Source organism: Nonomuraea sp. NPDC048892 (assembly GCF_040649735.1).
GTDB classification, from domain to species: Bacteria; Actinomycetota; Actinomycetes; order Streptosporangiales; family Streptosporangiaceae; genus Nonomuraea; species Nonomuraea maheshkhaliensis.
This window is the reverse complement of the sequence record NZ_JBEZFZ010000030.1, coordinates 95,484-111,078: the sequence shown is the minus strand read 5'-3', so window position 1 is coordinate 111,078 and position 15,595 is coordinate 95,484. Positions and strand designations below refer to the sequence as shown.

The window sequence follows — 15,595 nt, the reverse complement described above, 5'->3', positions numbered from 1 at the left end:
CGTCCAGGATCACATAGGGCAGATCGTCGGCTTGGGCGCGGTCCAGAGCCTCCTGCAGGTCAGGGGCTTGAGCTGCGAGGACGTCGATCCCTTCGATGGTGTAGCGGTAAGCCGTGGCGCGGGAGACGCGGTGATCGCGGCCGAGCTTGGGGATGTCGCGTTCACCCCGGAACCACCGCAGCACCAGGGCCGCCTGCCAGAACGGGGTCAGGGCGCGGCTCCCTTTGGGGGTGCCGAGCCGGCGGCGCTCGTCGTGCAGCAGCCGGGCAACGTAGTGAATGAGCGCGCGGGAGACGTCGAGCGTGGCACGATGAGCAATCACGTGGAGCCTTCCGGGCGACGGGAATTCTTGTGGTGAGAACTCATCTACCGGAGGCTCCACGTCCGTCTCCGGCCTTCGACGACTTCTCCCGAAAGGCCCGAAACGCCACTGCGGGCGTCCCGAACATCCCCTATCACCCGAATTATTTCACTGAGATCACCTCACTGCGCCCGCCGCATCAGCATCCATGCACATCGAGAACAAAACTTACAGCCGAGGCGTCCGCAGCCTCAGGAGAGCCGACGCCGAGCCAGGATCGCCATGCGTTCGCCCGCGAAGAAGGCCCGCGCGAGGCTGCCACGAACCGCCGCTCCGGCGCCCACGCACTTGGAGATGTAATGTACGCCCACCGTGACCACGACGGCGATGAACACGTACGCCCAGATGTCCACCAAGAGGCCGGCGGTGTAGCCGGAGGCGAGAATGATGATGAGCACGGCGTAGATGAGCATCGTCCACCACCACTGCTCGAACCCGCGGGCGAAGACCTTTCCGCGCTCGGGAATGGTGGAGAACTCCTTGCGCGAGTCGCGAATGGTCCGCGTCGCCAGCATGAGCGTGACGCCGTTGCACGCCGTCACCGCGAGGGCGCCCGCCGCGGAAGTCCACGGCCAGGTCCAGTACAGCTCCTTCGAGAACGTCGAGAGAATCGTCGTGGGAACCGCCACCATCGCCATCGAGCGCATGAGGACTTCCGCCGTCGTCGCCAGCCCTCCGGGGACGACCCTGACGGAGAGTCTCGCGAAAATGGTCTGATAGTACTTGGCTGCCGCCAAGCCCTGGCAGAACGCGATGATGTTGGCCGCGAGCCCGGCGTCGGCGGTGAACTCCGCCATGTCCAGCTCGCCCGTGAGAAGGTCGTCGAGCTTCAGCAGCGCGGTCTTCGCCGCGATGAACCACCAGGACACGGTGGCCAGCACCGAGAAGAGCAGAAGGTATTCCTCGCGCCGCGGTCGCCGCTCCCCCAGGTTCCGCCACGCCAGCACCTGCTTGAACTGCGTGGCCACTTCGCGCGAGGTGGGGGCGTATTTCGCGAACGGGCGGGCGAAGTCGTTCTCCTGCACCTCGGATTCCTGCTGTACCAGTTCGAAGTGGAAATCCAGGTGCTCGCCGAGGGCGGCGAACGAGAACTCCTCGCCATCGGGCAGCAGCAACAGCCGTCGTTCGGGGCGCTCGTCTATCAGGTCTTCCAGTACGCGGCCCAGAATGGGGCTCGTCGTCCAGATCTCGTCGGGAGTCCTGCCGTCCCTCGGCGGACTGCCGGTCAGGATCTCCATCAGGATGATGCCCAGCGAATAGGCGTCCGCGGTGACGGATTCCGGCCGCCTGTTCTTGATCTCGGGCGCGATGTAGACCGAGTCGTCGTGCTCGGCGATGCCCACCTGACGGCTGTAGAGGTGATTGATCCCGAGGTCGATAAGGCGTATCTCGGCCGTCTCCCTGTCGAGTATGACGTTGTTGGGGGACAGGTCGAGGTGCTGGCCGCGCGGATTCTTCGCGTCCACCGGGGCGCCGCCGGCCAGCAGGTGGAGGGCGGTCGTCAGTTTCGCGGCGATCTGCTGGGCCTTCCTGAGCCGGGACGCGATGCCGGGCCCTTCGGCCTCGAAGGCCGCCAGGTGCTCGCCCAGCGTCTCCCCTTGCTGGAACGGCATGACGACCCAGCGGTCAGAGGAGGAGATGGGCTTCACCACGACGGAGGTCATCTCGTCGGCGCCGTACGTGGCCGCGTACGTGTCGGTGGCCCTGGCGATGGCGGCGAGTTTGTTCCACGGGAAAAGCACGCACTTTATGGCCAGGAGCGGCCTGACTCCCGCCTCGTTCACCGCCCGGCTGCTGCGGCCTTTCACAATGAACGAGGTGGTGCCCGCTTTGTGGTACTCGACGCTGCCGAAGTCAATGTCGTCCCACGTGCGCGCCTCGGCGGAATGTTCCGGGCGGCTCACCGGCCGGTAAACGACCCGGATCGCCTCCTTCAGCCGCGGGTCGGCGAACAACTCTGCACAGTATTCGTCGGTCTCGCGTTGCGCTCCCAGGTCCGGCGACTTGAAACGGCGGTCCAGCAGCTTGACCGTCACGCACACGAGTGCCATGACGCCGTGGAGCAGCGAGCCGGGCATGGCGGAGATCCTGCGCCGCGCTTCCTCGCAGGCGGTCATGAAATCGGTGCGCTGCTCCATCTCGTAATTGGAGATGTGGTCGAGGATGTCGTTGAGAAAGGCCTCGGCGCCCTTTTGCGTGGTCGCCTCGTCCTGCTCCATGAGGCGGCGCGCGCGCCGCTCGGGGCCGGGCCCCTCGATCTCCTGGAGCAGGGCTTTCGCGTACGTTCTCGCAGACATCCGCGCCATGAGCCGTCCCAGATCCGCGAAATGTGCGTTCGATGAGTCAAGCCCTGACACGGAGAATACGCGGCTCGGCCGGTCGCCATCAATCGGTTCGGATGGACTTCACTGAGGTGATCTCAGCGCGATAATTCGGGTGATTGGGGACGTTCTGGACGACCGTGAGGGCGTTTCGGGGCTTTCGGGAGAAGTCGTCGAGGGTCTGAGATGGATGTGAAGCCTCCGGCAGATGAGTGGCTCGGTCCATGATCTGACCGCTGCCCGCGTGCACGTGCTGGGCGCGTTGTACGCCGCAGCCGAGGCGGGCCTGCCGACCCTCGCCGACAGCGGCTACGACGGCGCCGGAATCGGTATCCACACCCCGATCAAGCAGCCCGACGGTAACCAGATTCGCAGCCCGGACAACCGCACCTGCAGCCGGTTCCTCCGCGCCCTGCGTTGTCTCGGCGAACGCGGGTTCGCCCTGCTCAAAGGCCGCCGGCGGATCCGCCGGCACATCACACTCAGCCCCGGCACCATCGGCGACATCGCCCGCGCGGCGCTTGTCCGCACCCATTTCGAGCGCGACTGTCTACCGGAGGAGAAGACCTGCAACGACATGGTCCGGGCGGATGTATTTTTGGGCAGGCGCACTCCCCGAAAGCCTGTCTGCATACGAGAATAGATTTCATGGAGGTCGTCGGTGACGGAATGATTGCCCGGGCTTTCGTCAATTCAGGGATGAGGATGGACGTGGTGGTGTTCGCCGCCGGAGTGTCGCGGTCGACCACCACCGAAGCGACGGAGTTCGGCCGGGAAGCCGATCTGCTCCATGAGACGATAGGCAATGCCCGAGCCGGGCGGCGCCGGCTCCTCTACTTCTCCACCGCGTCGGCGCATCTTTACGGGAACGGCGACGGGTCGCCCCGTTCGGAAGAGGACCCGGTTCACCCCACCACCGCGTACGGGCGCCACAAGGTGGCGATGGAGCACATGATAAGGACCTCGGGGGTGGACCATCTCATCCTCCGGGTGACGGAGGTCGTCGGGCCGCACCAGCGGCGGCACCAACTGCTGCCCGCGCTGTTCTACCAGGTGAACGAGGGTGTGGTGACCGTCTACCGGGGCGCGCGCCGCGATCTCATCGACGTCGCGGACCTCGTGACCATCGCCGCGGAAATCCTTTGCAGCGACCTCCGTCACGCGACGGTCAATATCGCCTCAGGCCATCCGGTGACCGCCGATGAAATCGTCTCCCATCTGCTGGAGATATCCGGCCGGGCCGCTACCAAGGTCTACGTGGACATCCCGGCCAACGACTACAATGTGTCGACGAAGAGAATGACACGGCACGCGCCCTCGACCGCCCGGATGGGTTTCTCGCCGACCTACTACAGAAACGTCATCGACCGCTATTACCGCCGCTGAGGGAATTCAGGCGTGCGCGGCCGCGTGAATGCCGTAGAGGTCCGCGTACATGCCGTTCCGGGTGAGCAGTTCGTCATGTCTGCCGGACTCCACCAGCTTTCCCGCGGCCATCACGAGAATGAGGTCGGCGTCGGCCACGGTGGAGAAACGGTGGGAGACGATGACGCTGATCGCTCCGTTCAAGGCCGCGAGTTCGCGGGACCGCCGCGCATAGCGGGTGAAGATGGCGTGCTCGCTCGGAGCGTCCAGGGAGGCGGTGGGCTCGTCCAGGACGAACAGCAGGGGGCGCGGCCGTGCGCCGGAGCGGGCCAGCGCCACCTTCTGCCACTGGCCCTCCGACAGCTCGATCCCGCCGAAACGGCGGCCGAGCTCGGTGGCGAGACCGTCGGGCAGGCGGGAGACCAGCGCTTCGGCGTCGGCGTCGCGGACCGTGGAGTTCAGGTCGCCCCGGGCACCCATCATGACGGAGTCCTCGAAGGTGGTGCAGTAGCGGCCGAAGTCCTGGAAGGCGGCGCTCATCGAGGCCCGCCAGCCGGCGGTGTCCAGGGCCGACAGCTCCACGTCGTCGACGAGGATGCTGCCCGAGTCCGGGGCGTACATCTTCGCCAGAAGCTTGACCAGCGTGGTCTTGCCGGAACCGTACTCGCCGACCACCGCGACCACCGCTCCGGCGGGCAGGTGCACGGACAGATCCTCCAGGACGGGCGTGGTGGTCCCCGGGTAGGTGAAGGACACGTTCCGCAGCTCGATCCCGCGCCGCAACCGGACGGGCGGGGTCGCGTCGGCGGTGTCGCGGTGCGTCCGGGCGTACTCCATGAGCCACAGGTAGGGCCGCAGCAGCCGGCGGTACCCGCCGACCTGCATCGATCGGTGCAGCGCGTGCTCGACGACATTGCGGAACTGGACGCCCATGGACACGGCCAGGATGATGTCCCCCGGCTGGCCGGCCGCGGTGACCAGGAAGATCGCCAGGGTGAACCCGGCGCCGAAGACCAGCCAGCCCGCCGACGACCAGCCGGCGGCGATCAGGGCGGCGCGGGCGCGGGAGCGCGTCACCCGTTCCCAGGCTTCGCCCTGCAGCTTGAGCGCTTGCGCCGCGGCGCCGTAGACGCGCAGCTCCTTCAGGGCGGCCGGGTTCACGCAGATGTCGTCGTACAGCTCCCGGTGGAGGCGCAGGTCCTCGGCCGAGGCCAGGTCCTCTTGGGCGATCTTCTTGCGGCCTAGCCGTTCCATGGCCAGCTGTACGGCCGCGCACGGCAGCAGCGCGAGCAGCCAGGGGTTCACTCCGCCGAGCACCGCGAGCGCCACCAGCAGTCCGATCGTGGCGGCGATGGCCTGAAGGACCGCCCACGCCCAGTCCACCACCGCGCCGGACTGGCCGCGCAACGTGGTGACCCGGTCCAGGAACTCCGGGTCCTCCAGGTGCCGCACCTGCGGCAGCTCCGCGCAGGCGCGCAGGATCCGGGGTTCGACCTCGGTCAGGCTGATCCGCTCCACCAGGTGGATGGTCCGCAAGTAGGCGATGTGCTCGACGCCGAGGTTGAGGGTGAGCACCAGCGCGGCGCCCAGCGCCGCCACCCCTATCGCGGTGGCGGTGCCCGCCTGGGTGGCCTCCACCAGCGCGCGCAGCGTGAGCCCCACCGCCGCGAACATGACCGTCGAGACCACGTGCCAGCCGATCAGGAAGGCGGTCGACCCGGGATAGCGCCGCAGGCACAGCACGATCAGCTCGCGCCACAAGCGCGCGTACTTCCTCACGCGAGGTCTCCTTCGTCCAGCCGGTCCTCGTATCCCTGGCTGAAGCGCCGGGCTTGAAGCGCGTACATGGTGGCGTACTGCCCGCCCCCGGCCATGAGCTCCTCGTGCGTTCCGGACTCGGTGATCCGGCCGCCGTCGAGCAGCACGATCCGGTCCGCCTGCCGTACCGTCGAGAGGCGATGCGAGATCAGCACCATGCTGATCTCCTCGGTGATGTCCGGCAGCCGCTGGAAGAGGTCGTGCTCGGTGCGGACGTCCAGGTGGGCGGTGGGCTCGTCCAGCACCAGGATCCTGGCACCCCGGCGGGTGGCGTAGAGGGCGCGGGCGAGCGCGACCTGCTGCCACTGCCCGCCCGACAGGTCCACCCCTGCGGTACGGCTGCGCGACAGCGGCGTGTCGTACCCGCCGGGCAGCCGGCTCACCACGGGGGCCAGCCCGGCGTCCCGGACGACGCCGGTGAGCAGGTCGGGGTCGGCGGCTCCGAGGGCGATGTTGTCGCGCAGGGAGAGGGGGTATTTCAGGAAGTCCTGGAATACCACGCTCAGCCGGGACTGCCAGCCGGGGATGTCGGCGATGTCCGTCCCATCGGCGAGGATCCTGCCCGAGTCGGGCCGGTACAGCCCGGCCAGGAGCTTGGTCAGCGTCGACTTGCCCGCGCCGTTGAGCCCGACCAGCGCCAGCGACTCCCCCGGCCTGATCTCCAGGTCGACGCCGTTGAGCACCTGCCGGCCCGGATAGCTGAAGCACACGTTCTCGAAGCGCACCAGCGGCGGTGCAGCCGCGGCTGTCCCGGCGTGCGCGCGCAGCGGGATCGGCGCGGGGTTGATCCGCTCCAGCTCACCGGCGGCCCGCCTGACCGGCCGAGCCCCTTCCAGGGAGATCACGTCGTCGGTCCTGATGGCCACGCTGAACACCGACCAGGCCGCGGTCACCACGGCCACTTCCAGCGCGATGGTGCCCTGACCGGCCGCCGTGCCGAGGGCCACCCAGGTGAAGGCCACGGTGCATCCGGCCAGCGGGAGGAGCAGTGCCAGCCACAGCCCACGCAGCACCCGCCGGTCGTCCTCCCACACGGGGTCCACGTGGGTGCGCATGTCACGCGTGTAGTGCCCGAGCAGCCATTCGCCCGCTCCGAAGACGCGCAGCTCCCGGCCTGCCGCCGGCGTGGTGGCGACCTCGCCCCAGTACTTCCACCGCCGGTGGTACAGGACTCCCTCCACCCAGATCCGGAAATGCCGGACCCACTGGCGGCCGTGCATCGTGCGGAAGCACACCGCCGGGATGACCGTCGCCGGCACCAGCCACCACGACCACCAGGACAGCACCACCGAGGACGACACCAGCGCGACGGCGTGGCCCACCAGCTCCAGCTGGCTCACGGCGCCGTCGCCCGAGGTCCTGTCGACCCAGTCCCGCGGCTCCGCCGTGGTGGTCTTCACCCGGTCCTGGACGTCCTGCCGCTCGGCCACGTCCACGGTCGGCACGCCCATCACCAGGGCGGCGATCCGCGTACGGTGCGCGCCGTCGATGCGGTCGGCCGCCAGCCGTCCCACGGGGAACCGGAAGGCCAGCGCCAGCTGCCCGGCCAGTACCACGCCGCTCATGAGCAGCACCGGCGCGAGCGCGGATCGGCCGTCCGCCGCCACCAGCTCCTGGACGGCGATCGCGATGCCCGCGGGCACCACCGCGTCGATGAGGACCATCGCGGTCAACGCGATGGACACCGCCGGGCCCGCATAGCGGAAGAGCCCCAGCAGGTCCAGCCTTTCTCGCATGGGCATCCCTCAGGCAAGGCCGACGAAACTTTCTATTCCCTCGCGAAATCTTGCGCAGCGTATGTCCGGTTCTGCGAATCGGTCAATACACCTTTCCCCCGCGGCAGACGCCCGCTCAATGCCGCGATTGCCGATAACACGGCTCTTGACGACCAGAAAGTGCTCACATACGCTCCGGCTAGCTTATCGGGGGTAGTCCGAAACTTTCGGCAGCTTGGCTCCGCGATGGGCTGAGTGCAGGTGAGCAAGGTCCTTCAGTCCACGCAAAGCACGTGTCTGCGAGGGTGATCTGCATCGATGCCGAACGTCTCCACCGCGCTCGCTCACGAGCTCACGCTGACGGAGTGCGAACCGATCGTCGTTCCCTTCCAGGGCGATCGCGCCGGTGACGGGCCCCTGACCCTCGGCCAGCTCAACATCCTCCGCTGGCTGGACGCTTTCCCCGACTCGCACGGCTGGATGCGGTGGGCGCTGGAGCTGCCCGAGGGCACCGACCTGAGCGACGTCACCGAGACCTTCGCCGTTCTGCTGGCCCGCCATGAAGGGCTGCGCTCCACCTACGCGGCCGGCCCTCCCCCGGCCCAGCGGGTCGCCGCGGCAGGCGAGCTGGTCATCCACCGCTTCGACGCCGGCACACGACCGGTCGAGGCGGCGGAGCTCGGGCACCTCCTGGACACGCGCGCGCCGTACAGTCCCAAGACGCATCCGCTGCGCGTCGCCGTGGCCACGCGTGGCGGCAAGGTCCTCGCCGGCGTCATGGACCTCTCCCACCTGACCGCGGACTTCCTCGGCCTGGCCGTCTTCGGCCGCGAGTTCGCGCACCTGTTGCGTCACCCCGCGGACCGCGAGGGCGGGCAGGCCCGCCATCAGCCGCTGGACCAGGCCTGGGCCGAGCGGCGTGCGCCGTTGGCACGCCGTACAGCGAGCGCTCTGACGCTGTGGGAGAGCGTGCTGAACCGGGCGCCACACCACCTCTACACGGCCGCCTCCACGGGCGCGCCGCGCGACTCGGTCGCCGCCGAGCTGTGCTCGCCGGCCGCGGCGACGGCCCTGGCCACGATAGAGGCGCGTACCGGGTCCGGCCGCCCGGCGATCGTCCTGGCCGCGGTCTGCATCGTGCTCTCCCAGCGCACCGGCCAGAGTGCCGGTGACTTCCTGACGCTCTCCAGCAACCGGTACGACAGCCGGTCGGCGGACTACCTCGGGACCCTCGTCCAGTCGGCCCCCATGCGCGTCGACCTGGCGGCCATGAGTTTCGACAGCTGTGTCCATCAGGCCTGGCTGGCGACCGTGAAGGCGGGCAGGAACGGGATCTACGACGTCGAGAAACGCTCGCGCCTCGCCGCGCAGGCCGAGCATCGGCGAGGTGTCCGCTTCTGCTTCGAGCCCCTGTTCAACAATCTCGTGGTGGGCAGGATCGACTCCCCGCCTCAGGAAGCACCGGCCGGGACCACTCTGACCTGGACACCGATGGTGGAGACCGACGTCATGCTCAGGTTCGACCTGTTCGCCGCGGAGGAAACGCTCCGCCTGCGGCTGTGGACCGGCCACCTGGACCGGGTCCCCAAGGGCGAGCTCGAACGGATCCTGCTGGCGATCGAGACCCTCCTCCTGTCGGCGGCCTCGGAGGATCTGAGCCGTCCGAGGATGGACGAGGTCACCGGGCTGGGCCCGCTCCCACGGGACGGCGACTGGCTGCTGGTCGACTCGTGCTGGATCCAGGTCGGCGACGTGCAGCGGCTCCTGGACGAGGTGCTCGCGCCGCTGCCCGCCCGGGTCTTCCCCGAGGTCCGGGGCGAGCCGCTGGTGGCCTTCCTCGCCCGCGGCCCGCGGGTCCGATCCGCCGAGGAGGCGCACACGCTCTGCATGGAGGGCCTGTCCCACCGGCCCACCGCGATGACACCCCGCCGCTACGTGCTCTGCGATCACGCCCCGGACGACGTGACCGACCTGGACGCCTGGTTGAGCCGGCCCGTGGTGGCGGAGGGCGCGGGCCGTACGACGGGGCACCCGGGATGACCGGCGTCGCCGGCCGGTGGATGCGCCACGTACAGACCCATCCCGGAGACGTCGCGATCCACGGCAGGAGCCGGATCGCCACCTACCACGACCTCGCCACCCGGGCATCGGGGTACCTGGCGGAACTCGATGCCGTCCCAGGCGGCGATCCCGTGCTCATCGTGTGCGCCGATCCGGTGGAGACCGTCGCCGCGATGCTCGCGGCCATGGCCTGCGGGCGCGTGTTCGCCCCCGCGGACGTACGGACGCCGCCCGCGCGGCTGGCCATGGCCATCGACGACCTGCGGCCGGGAGCGGTCGTCGTCGACCGGACCGGATCGCCGGTCGTGGCCGCGACCGGCAGGGAGGGGTTCCGGATCCTGGACGCCCGGGACGTACGGGACCACGCGGTGGATCCGGCACGATGGCACCGCGGCGAGCCGGACGGCCCCGGCTACGTCTATTTCACCTCGGGAACCACGGGCCGGCCGAAGGGGGTCATAGGCAGCCTCCCGGCGATCACGCACTTCGTCACCTGGGAGATCGACCTCTTGGGCGTGGACAGGGGCACGCGCGTCTCGTCGCTCACCTCCGCCGGATTCGATGCCTTCCTGCGCGACGCCTTCGTCCCGCTGTGCTCAGGCGGGACGATGGTCGTGGCTCCGCACAGCGCCCGCGGTGGCCAGGGGCTCGCCCGCTGGCTGGAGAGCGACCGCGTCCAGATCCTCCACTGCGTTCCCACGGTGTTCCGCACTCTCCGGGCGGCGGGCCTGGTACCAGGGTCGCTGCCGGAGCTGCGCACCGTCCTGCTGGCAGGAGAACCGGTACGCCCCTCCGACGTCCGCTCCTGGCAGGAGCTCTTCGGGACGGAGAAGGAGCTGATCAACCTCTACGGCCCTACCGAGACCACGATGACCAAGCTCTTCCACCGCATAACCGCCGCTGACGCGACCGCGGACTCGGTCCCCGTCGGCCGACCGCTCCCCGACGTGGCGGTGCGGCTCCTGGAGTCGGGCGAGGTCGAGCTGCGCACGCCCTTCCCGCTCCACGGCTACCTCGGGGAACGGCAGGGCGGCTTCGACCCGTCCGATCCGCACCTGTTCCGGACGGGCGACCTCGGCCGGTTCCGCCCGGACGGCTCCCTGGAGCTCCTGGGCAGACTCGACCGGCAGGTCAAGGTGAACGGCGTGCGCGTCGAGCTCGACGACGTCGCGAACGTGCTCATGCGCTGTCCCGGGGTCCACGACGCCCACGTCGTCCTCACGGGTGAAAAGCTCTGCGCGTACGTGGTCGCCAAGGACGGTCACCACGAGCAGCGGGTGCTGCGCCATCTGCGCGAGCAGCTCCCGCCCGGCGTCATTCCCGCCGTGTTCGTCTGGCTCGACGAGCTGCCACGTACCTTGAGCGGGAAGGTCGACCGCCCCCGGCTGCCCCAGCCTCCGGACAAGCCCCGCGGAAGAGAAAGAGCCGATGCGTTTTAGCCTGTTCTACTTCGCCGACGACAGCACGCAGCCTTCCGCCGACCGCTACGAGCTGCTCCTGGAGGGAGCACGCTACGCGGACGCGCACGGTTTCACGGCCGTGTGGACGCCGGAGCGCCACTTCCACGCCTTCGGCGGGCTCTATCCGAACTCAGCGGTGACCGGCGCGGCCGTCGCCGCGGTCACCGAACGCGTGGCCGTCCGTGCCGGCAGCGTGGTCGCCCCGCTGCATCACCCGATCCGCATCGCGGAGGACTGGGCCGTGGTCGACAACCTGTCCGGCGGGCGGGTGGGCGTGTCCTTCGCCTCCGGGTGGCACGCAGTGGACTTCGCCTTCAACCCCGGCGGGTACGCCGACAGGACCCGTATCACCGTCGAGACGCTGGAACAGGTCCGCCGACTGTGGCGGGGGGAGGAAGTGAGCGTCGTCACCGGGGTGGGCGAGGAGCAACGGGTCCGCATCTTCCCGCCGCCCGTCCAGCCGGAGCTTCCGGTCTGGCTGACGAGCTCCGGCAGCGTCGAGACGTTCCGTACGGCCGGCGCCCTCGGCGTCGGCGTCCTGACCAACCTGCTCAACCAGAGCGTCGACGAGCTGGCACTCAAGATCAAGGAGTACCGTGCGGGACTCGCCGGCCGGCCCGGCGACGTCACGGTGATGCTGCACACCTACCTCGGGCCGACGACCGACGCGGTGCGGGAGGCGCTGACGGCGTACGTACGGAGCTCGGTCGGCCTGCACCTCGGTTCGAGCGCGGGCTCGGCGCGCGGCGTCGACCCCGCCGCGCTCGGGCGCAAGGGCGTCGAGTTCATGACGCGCAGAGCCGTCAAACGGTTCTTCGACGAGGCGGGCCTGCTGGGCGAACTGGACGTCGCGGCGGAACGCGTCCGCCGGCTGGCCGAGATCGGGGTGGACGAGATCGCCTGCCTCATCGACTTCGGCCTGGAGACGTCCGCGGTCCTCGGGAGCCTGGACCAGCTGGGCAAGCTGCTGGACAGCGGTGATCGCTGATGGACGCGCACACCAAGAGGCGCCTGCCCGAGGCCGAGGTCAACGGGCTCGTCCACCGCGCGCTGGGGCGGCGCGCCGTCGCCGCGCGGGAGCTGGGAGCGGGCACGTTCGCCGCGCTGTGGCGGGTCCGGCTGGACGACGGCTGCGACGTGGTTCTCAAGCTGAGCCCTCCCGCCGATGCCACGCTCCTCGCCTACGAGCGGGACATCATCCGGACGGAGGCGATGTTCTACCCCCTCGCCGAGGGGACCGGCGTGCCGCAGCCCCGGTTGCTCCACGCCTGCCTCGACGACCCCGTACCGCACCTGATCATGACCGCGGTCGAGGGACTCCCGTGGTCGGAGGTGGCCGAACGGCTGGCCGAGGAAGAGTCCCGGCAGTTGCGCGCCACACTCGGGCAGTACGTCGCCGCGCTCCATCGCGTCAGGGGGACCGAGTTCGGCTACCCGCACCTGCCCGGGATGAGGGCCGCCACCTGGAAGGATGCCTTCCTGGCCATGGTCGACGGCCTCCTCGCCGACGCCGTCCGGTTCGACGCCGACCTGCCCTGGCCGGCCGGCGAGATCGCGCGTGCCGTACGGGCCGGCGCCGGCGCGCTCGACGAGGTCACCGAGCCGGCCCTGGTCCACTTCGACCTGTGGCCCGGCAACATCCTGCTGGACCTCGACCGCCGGCCGCCGCGCCTCGCGGCGCTGATCGACCACGAGCGCGCGTTCTGGGGGGACCCGCTGGCCGACTTCGTCTCCCTCGACGTGTACGGCAGGGCCGAGCACGACCCGGACCTGCTCCGGGGCTACCGGCAGGCCGGCGGCCGCCTGGAGCTCACCGAGGGCGCGCTCACCCGGCTCGCCCTCTACCGGACCTACCTCTATCTGATCATGATCATCGAGGAGAAGCCCCGGGGATTCGATGACGCCGACCGCCATGACCGCATCGTGAAAGGGCTCCTCGAACAGCTGATCCGCTGAAACCGCGTAGGGAGATGACCAAGATGGAGAGAAGGTTTACGGAGAATCGGTCCAGCAGGACGCTGACCCCGACCGAGTTCGCCGACGTCCGGCGCAAGCTCACGGTGCGGTCGCGGACCAAGAGAGGGGTCGGAGCCGATCCCGGCTACGCCACCGATCTGCCCAGTGAGCTCAGCCTGCAGCTCACCTACTCCTGCAACCTGCGCTGCGACCACTGTTTCCAGTGGAACGACCAGGGCTTCCTGCGCGACTACAGCAGAGACCGGGTGACCGCCGAGCTGGACATCGAGGTGCTCGAACGGCTGCTCCGCGAGACGGACGAGACCAGGCCCAAGACCTGGTTGTGGGGCGGCGAGCCGCTGATGTACCGCCGCCTGCCCGAACTGGCCGAGCTCCTGCTCCGTTACCCGCGCAAGGTCAACATCTGCACGAACGGCCTGCTCATCGAGCGCAACCTGGAGCATCTGCTCAAGCTCGGCAGCAACCTCAACCTGACGGTCAGCCTCGACGGGCTCGAAGCCGACCACGAGGCGCTGCGCGGACCGAGATCGTTCTCCCGGACGGAACGCAACCTCAAGACCCTGCTCGACCTGCGCAGGAGCGGAGAGTATCGGGGCGAGGTCACCGTCAACTCCATGGTCAGCAACGCGACGGCAGGCCGCCTGTACGAGTTCATGGAGTGGGCCGAGGAGCTCGAACTCCACTCGGTCTTCTTCCAGCTGCCCTGGTGGATCACTCCCGAGGCCGCCGCGCGGATGGACGACGTGTACGCGCGTGACTTCGCCTGGCTCAACCCGCCGCCCCCGCCTGGCCAAGCCACCTGGCACTCCTACACCTACCACCTCGAACCGGACAACATCCCCGTCCTGCGGGAGTCGATGAGGAGACTGGCCGGACGCGTGTGGCGGCCCTGGATCCGCTACACGCCCGAAGTGACGCTCGACGACGTCACCGACTTCGCCCTCGGCCGCAGCCGGCTGGTCGCGGGCAAGTCCACCTGCCTGGCGGTCTCCAGCCGGTTGGAGGTGCACGCCGACGGCAAGGTCAGCTCGTGCAAGTTCTTCCCCGAGTTCATCGTCGGGGACATCAGGGACGGGACGCTGGCGGAGGTCTGGCACAGCCCCGCCTTCCGCCGGGTGCGCACCACGCTGCGCGCGACGGGCCTGATGCCCGTCTGCTCCAAGTGCTCGTCGCTCTACGAGAACGGAGTGTGAACGAGATGGACGACCTCCTGCCGCAGATCAAGTCGATGCTGGCCGAGGCCCTGGGCGACGACTGGACCGCGGAGGAGCTCGGCGACGACGCGGACATCATCCGCGAGCTGGGCATGGACTCCATCCAGTTGATCAGCTTCCTGTTCATGGTCGAGGAGAGGTTCGACGTGGAGCTCGACTTCGACCGGCTGGACATCGAGGGGCTCTACTCCATCCGTGCCTTCTGCGGTTTCGTCCTGTCGCACGTCAACGCCCTGGCATGATCGCGATTCTGACCGGCGGCCCGGGGCTGGGCGCCCACGTCACCGGCCTGCTGCTCAGGCGACGACTGAAGGAGCTCGGGGCACCCGGCGAGGTCTTCCTGGCGGAGGCGTTCTGGCAGCCCGAACGGCGCGAAAGGATCTCCGCCAGCAAGGAGGCGTACCAGCGCGACTTCCGTCTCGCCCGGGTCGGCCAGCGCCTCTTCCGCAACCTGTCGGACGCCTTCGACCCGATGCTGATCGCATCGGTGCAGAAGCGCTGGCATGACGACGAGGTCCGCCGTTTCGTCGTCTTCAGCGGTCTCTGGCTGCCCGTCGTGGAGCGTTACGCGGAGGAGTTCGGGGCGGTGCCCGTTGACGTGTGCCACGCCGACTCGGCCAACTCGCCGTCCTTCGCCCGCCGGGCCGGGTCGCTGGACAGGCATCGGGAGGTGTGGCTGTTCGACTCCGCCGGCAACGACATCCCCTGGACGATCAGGGCCACCACCGAGCCGCCGCTGCGCTGGGAGGATCGGGACAGGCGCGTCATGGCGCACGGCGGCGGCTGGTCGATGGGCACGTACCTGGAGCGGGCCGCGGAGCTGAGCGCCGCGGGACTGCCGCTCGACCTCGTGGTGCGCGACGCCGGCGAGGCCCCCGACCTGGCTCCCGGGTCGCGCCGCTTCATGATGGACCCCTCCTGGAACCCCTGGCACGACGACGGCTTCCCTCCCTTCGGCGAGATCGTCGCCGCAGCGCCGCCCGTATATGAGCAGGCCGAGGACCACCACCAGGCACTCGACCTGACCAGGCACGCCGTGGCGGTTATGGCCAAGCTGGGCGGAGGCACGATCCTCGACGCGTTCACCGCGGCGACGCCGATCATCGGCCTGGAGGGGTACGGCGAGCACGAGGATCGCAACGTGCGGTTCTGCGTTGATCTGGGGATCGGCATCACGTTCGAGACGTGGCGGGACACCGGCTTCTCGCTGGAGCCGCTCGCGCGGATGCACCGGCGCCTGCTCGACCTGCGGGACCGGCCCCGCGACTACGCACGGGAGCTGGCCACCACGTAGATCACCCGG

General features: G+C 69.2%; 12 protein-coding genes and 1 pseudogene. 9 read left to right on the top strand and 4 right to left on the bottom strand.

What is annotated here, in order from left to right; translation table 11 throughout:
• Together AB0C28_RS48370 and AB0C28_RS48365 are read right to left on the bottom strand one after the other, a co-directional pair.
• Positions 1-322, bottom strand: a pseudogene (locus AB0C28_RS48370) (IS5/IS1182 family transposase); the annotation flags it as partial.
• 230 nt (positions 323-552) lie between these two features.
• The gene (locus AB0C28_RS48365) at positions 553-2,658 is read right to left on the bottom strand and encodes a protein kinase (RefSeq protein WP_357849189.1); all 2,106 of its coding nucleotides are present in this window, start codon (positions 2,656-2,658) and stop codon (positions 553-555) included.
• Positions 2,659-2,890: 232 nt separating this feature from the next.
• Between AB0C28_RS48365 and AB0C28_RS48360 the strand changes: the two genes are divergently transcribed.
• Together AB0C28_RS48360 and AB0C28_RS48355 are read left to right on the top strand one after the other, a co-directional pair.
• A complete protein-coding gene (locus AB0C28_RS48360; protein ID WP_357849192.1) occupies positions 2,891-3,325 on the top strand; it encodes a transposase family protein in 435 nt (144 codons plus the stop codon).
• Positions 3,326-3,330: 5 nt separating this feature from the next.
• Entirely contained in the window at positions 3,331-4,068 is a 738-nt protein-coding gene (locus AB0C28_RS48355) for an NAD-dependent epimerase/dehydratase family protein (RefSeq protein ID WP_358083066.1), read from the top strand.
• Between the two features lie 6 nt (positions 4,069-4,074).
• Here AB0C28_RS48355 and AB0C28_RS48350 read toward each other — a convergent pair whose 3' ends face one another.
• On the bottom strand, positions 4,075-5,826 hold the full coding sequence (locus AB0C28_RS48350) for an ABC transporter ATP-binding protein (RefSeq protein ID WP_357849197.1): 1,752 nt from the start codon (positions 5,824-5,826) through the stop codon (positions 4,075-4,077).
• Complete coding sequence (locus tag AB0C28_RS48345; protein WP_358083063.1) at positions 5,823-7,601, bottom strand: ATP-binding cassette domain-containing protein; 1,779 nt, start codon at positions 7,599-7,601, stop codon at positions 5,823-5,825. Before AB0C28_RS48345 ends, AB0C28_RS48350 begins: the two co-directional genes overlap by 4 nt.
• Before the next feature lie 297 nt (positions 7,602-7,898).
• Between AB0C28_RS48345 and AB0C28_RS48340 the strand changes: the two genes are divergently transcribed.
• The 7 genes from AB0C28_RS48340 to AB0C28_RS48310 are packed head-to-tail and all read left to right on the top strand — an operon-like array spanning position 7,899 to position 15,586.
• On the top strand, positions 7,899-9,620 hold the full coding sequence (locus AB0C28_RS48340) for a condensation domain-containing protein (protein ID WP_358083060.1): 1,722 nt from the start codon (positions 7,899-7,901) through the stop codon (positions 9,618-9,620).
• The gene (locus AB0C28_RS48335) at positions 9,617-11,080 is read left to right on the top strand and encodes an AMP-binding protein (protein WP_358083057.1); all 1,464 of its coding nucleotides are present in this window, start codon (positions 9,617-9,619) and stop codon (positions 11,078-11,080) included. Before AB0C28_RS48340 ends, AB0C28_RS48335 begins: the two co-directional genes overlap by 4 nt.
• Entirely contained in the window at positions 11,070-12,089 is a 1,020-nt protein-coding gene (locus AB0C28_RS48330) for a MupA/Atu3671 family FMN-dependent luciferase-like monooxygenase (RefSeq protein ID WP_357849209.1), read from the top strand. The genes AB0C28_RS48335 and AB0C28_RS48330 overlap by 11 nt, the downstream gene beginning before the upstream one ends.
• Positions 12,089-13,057: a phosphotransferase gene (locus AB0C28_RS48325; protein ID WP_358083054.1), complete on the top strand. Its 969-nt coding sequence runs from the start codon at positions 12,089-12,091 to the stop codon at positions 13,055-13,057. Before AB0C28_RS48330 ends, AB0C28_RS48325 begins: the two co-directional genes overlap by 1 nt.
• 23 nt (positions 13,058-13,080) lie before the next feature.
• Complete coding sequence (locus tag AB0C28_RS48320; RefSeq protein WP_358083052.1) at positions 13,081-14,271, top strand: radical SAM protein; 1,191 nt, start codon at positions 13,081-13,083, stop codon at positions 14,269-14,271.
• 5 nt (positions 14,272-14,276) lie between these two features.
• Complete coding sequence (locus AB0C28_RS48315; RefSeq protein WP_357850245.1) at positions 14,277-14,534, top strand: acyl carrier protein; 258 nt, start codon at positions 14,277-14,279, stop codon at positions 14,532-14,534.
• Complete coding sequence (locus tag AB0C28_RS48310; RefSeq protein WP_358083050.1) at positions 14,531-15,586, top strand: hypothetical protein; 1,056 nt, start codon at positions 14,531-14,533, stop codon at positions 15,584-15,586. The genes AB0C28_RS48315 and AB0C28_RS48310 overlap by 4 nt, the downstream gene beginning before the upstream one ends.
• Positions 15,587-15,595 lie beyond the last annotated feature (9 nt).

Excerpts from the sequence above, each read along its gene's own strand:
- AB0C28_RS48320 (WP_358083052.1), top strand. The coding sequence starts at position 13,081 with ATGGAGAGAAGGTTTACGGAGAATCGGTCCAGCAGGACGCTGACCCCG.
- AB0C28_RS48360 (WP_357849192.1), top strand. The coding sequence starts at position 2,891 with ATGAGTGGCTCGGTCCATGATCTGACCGCTGCCCGCGTGCACGTGCTG.
- AB0C28_RS48335 (WP_358083057.1), top strand. The coding sequence starts at position 9,617 with ATGACCGGCGTCGCCGGCCGGTGGATGCGCCACGTACAGACCCATCCC.
- AB0C28_RS48340 (WP_358083060.1), top strand. The coding sequence starts at position 7,899 with ATGCCGAACGTCTCCACCGCGCTCGCTCACGAGCTCACGCTGACGGAG.
- AB0C28_RS48325 (WP_358083054.1), top strand. The coding sequence starts at position 12,089 with ATGGACGCGCACACCAAGAGGCGCCTGCCCGAGGCCGAGGTCAACGGG.
- AB0C28_RS48345 (WP_358083063.1), bottom strand. The coding sequence starts at position 7,601 with ATGCGAGAAAGGCTGGACCTGCTGGGGCTCTTCCGCTATGCGGGCCCG.
- AB0C28_RS48330 (WP_357849209.1), top strand. The coding sequence starts at position 11,070 with ATGCGTTTTAGCCTGTTCTACTTCGCCGACGACAGCACGCAGCCTTCC.
- AB0C28_RS48315 (WP_357850245.1), top strand. The coding sequence starts at position 14,277 with ATGGACGACCTCCTGCCGCAGATCAAGTCGATGCTGGCCGAGGCCCTG.
- AB0C28_RS48310 (WP_358083050.1), top strand. The coding sequence starts at position 14,531 with ATGATCGCGATTCTGACCGGCGGCCCGGGGCTGGGCGCCCACGTCACC.
- AB0C28_RS48365 (WP_357849189.1), bottom strand. The coding sequence starts at position 2,658 with ATGTCTGCGAGAACGTACGCGAAAGCCCTGCTCCAGGAGATCGAGGGG.
- AB0C28_RS48355 (WP_358083066.1), top strand. The coding sequence starts at position 3,331 with ATGGAGGTCGTCGGTGACGGAATGATTGCCCGGGCTTTCGTCAATTCA.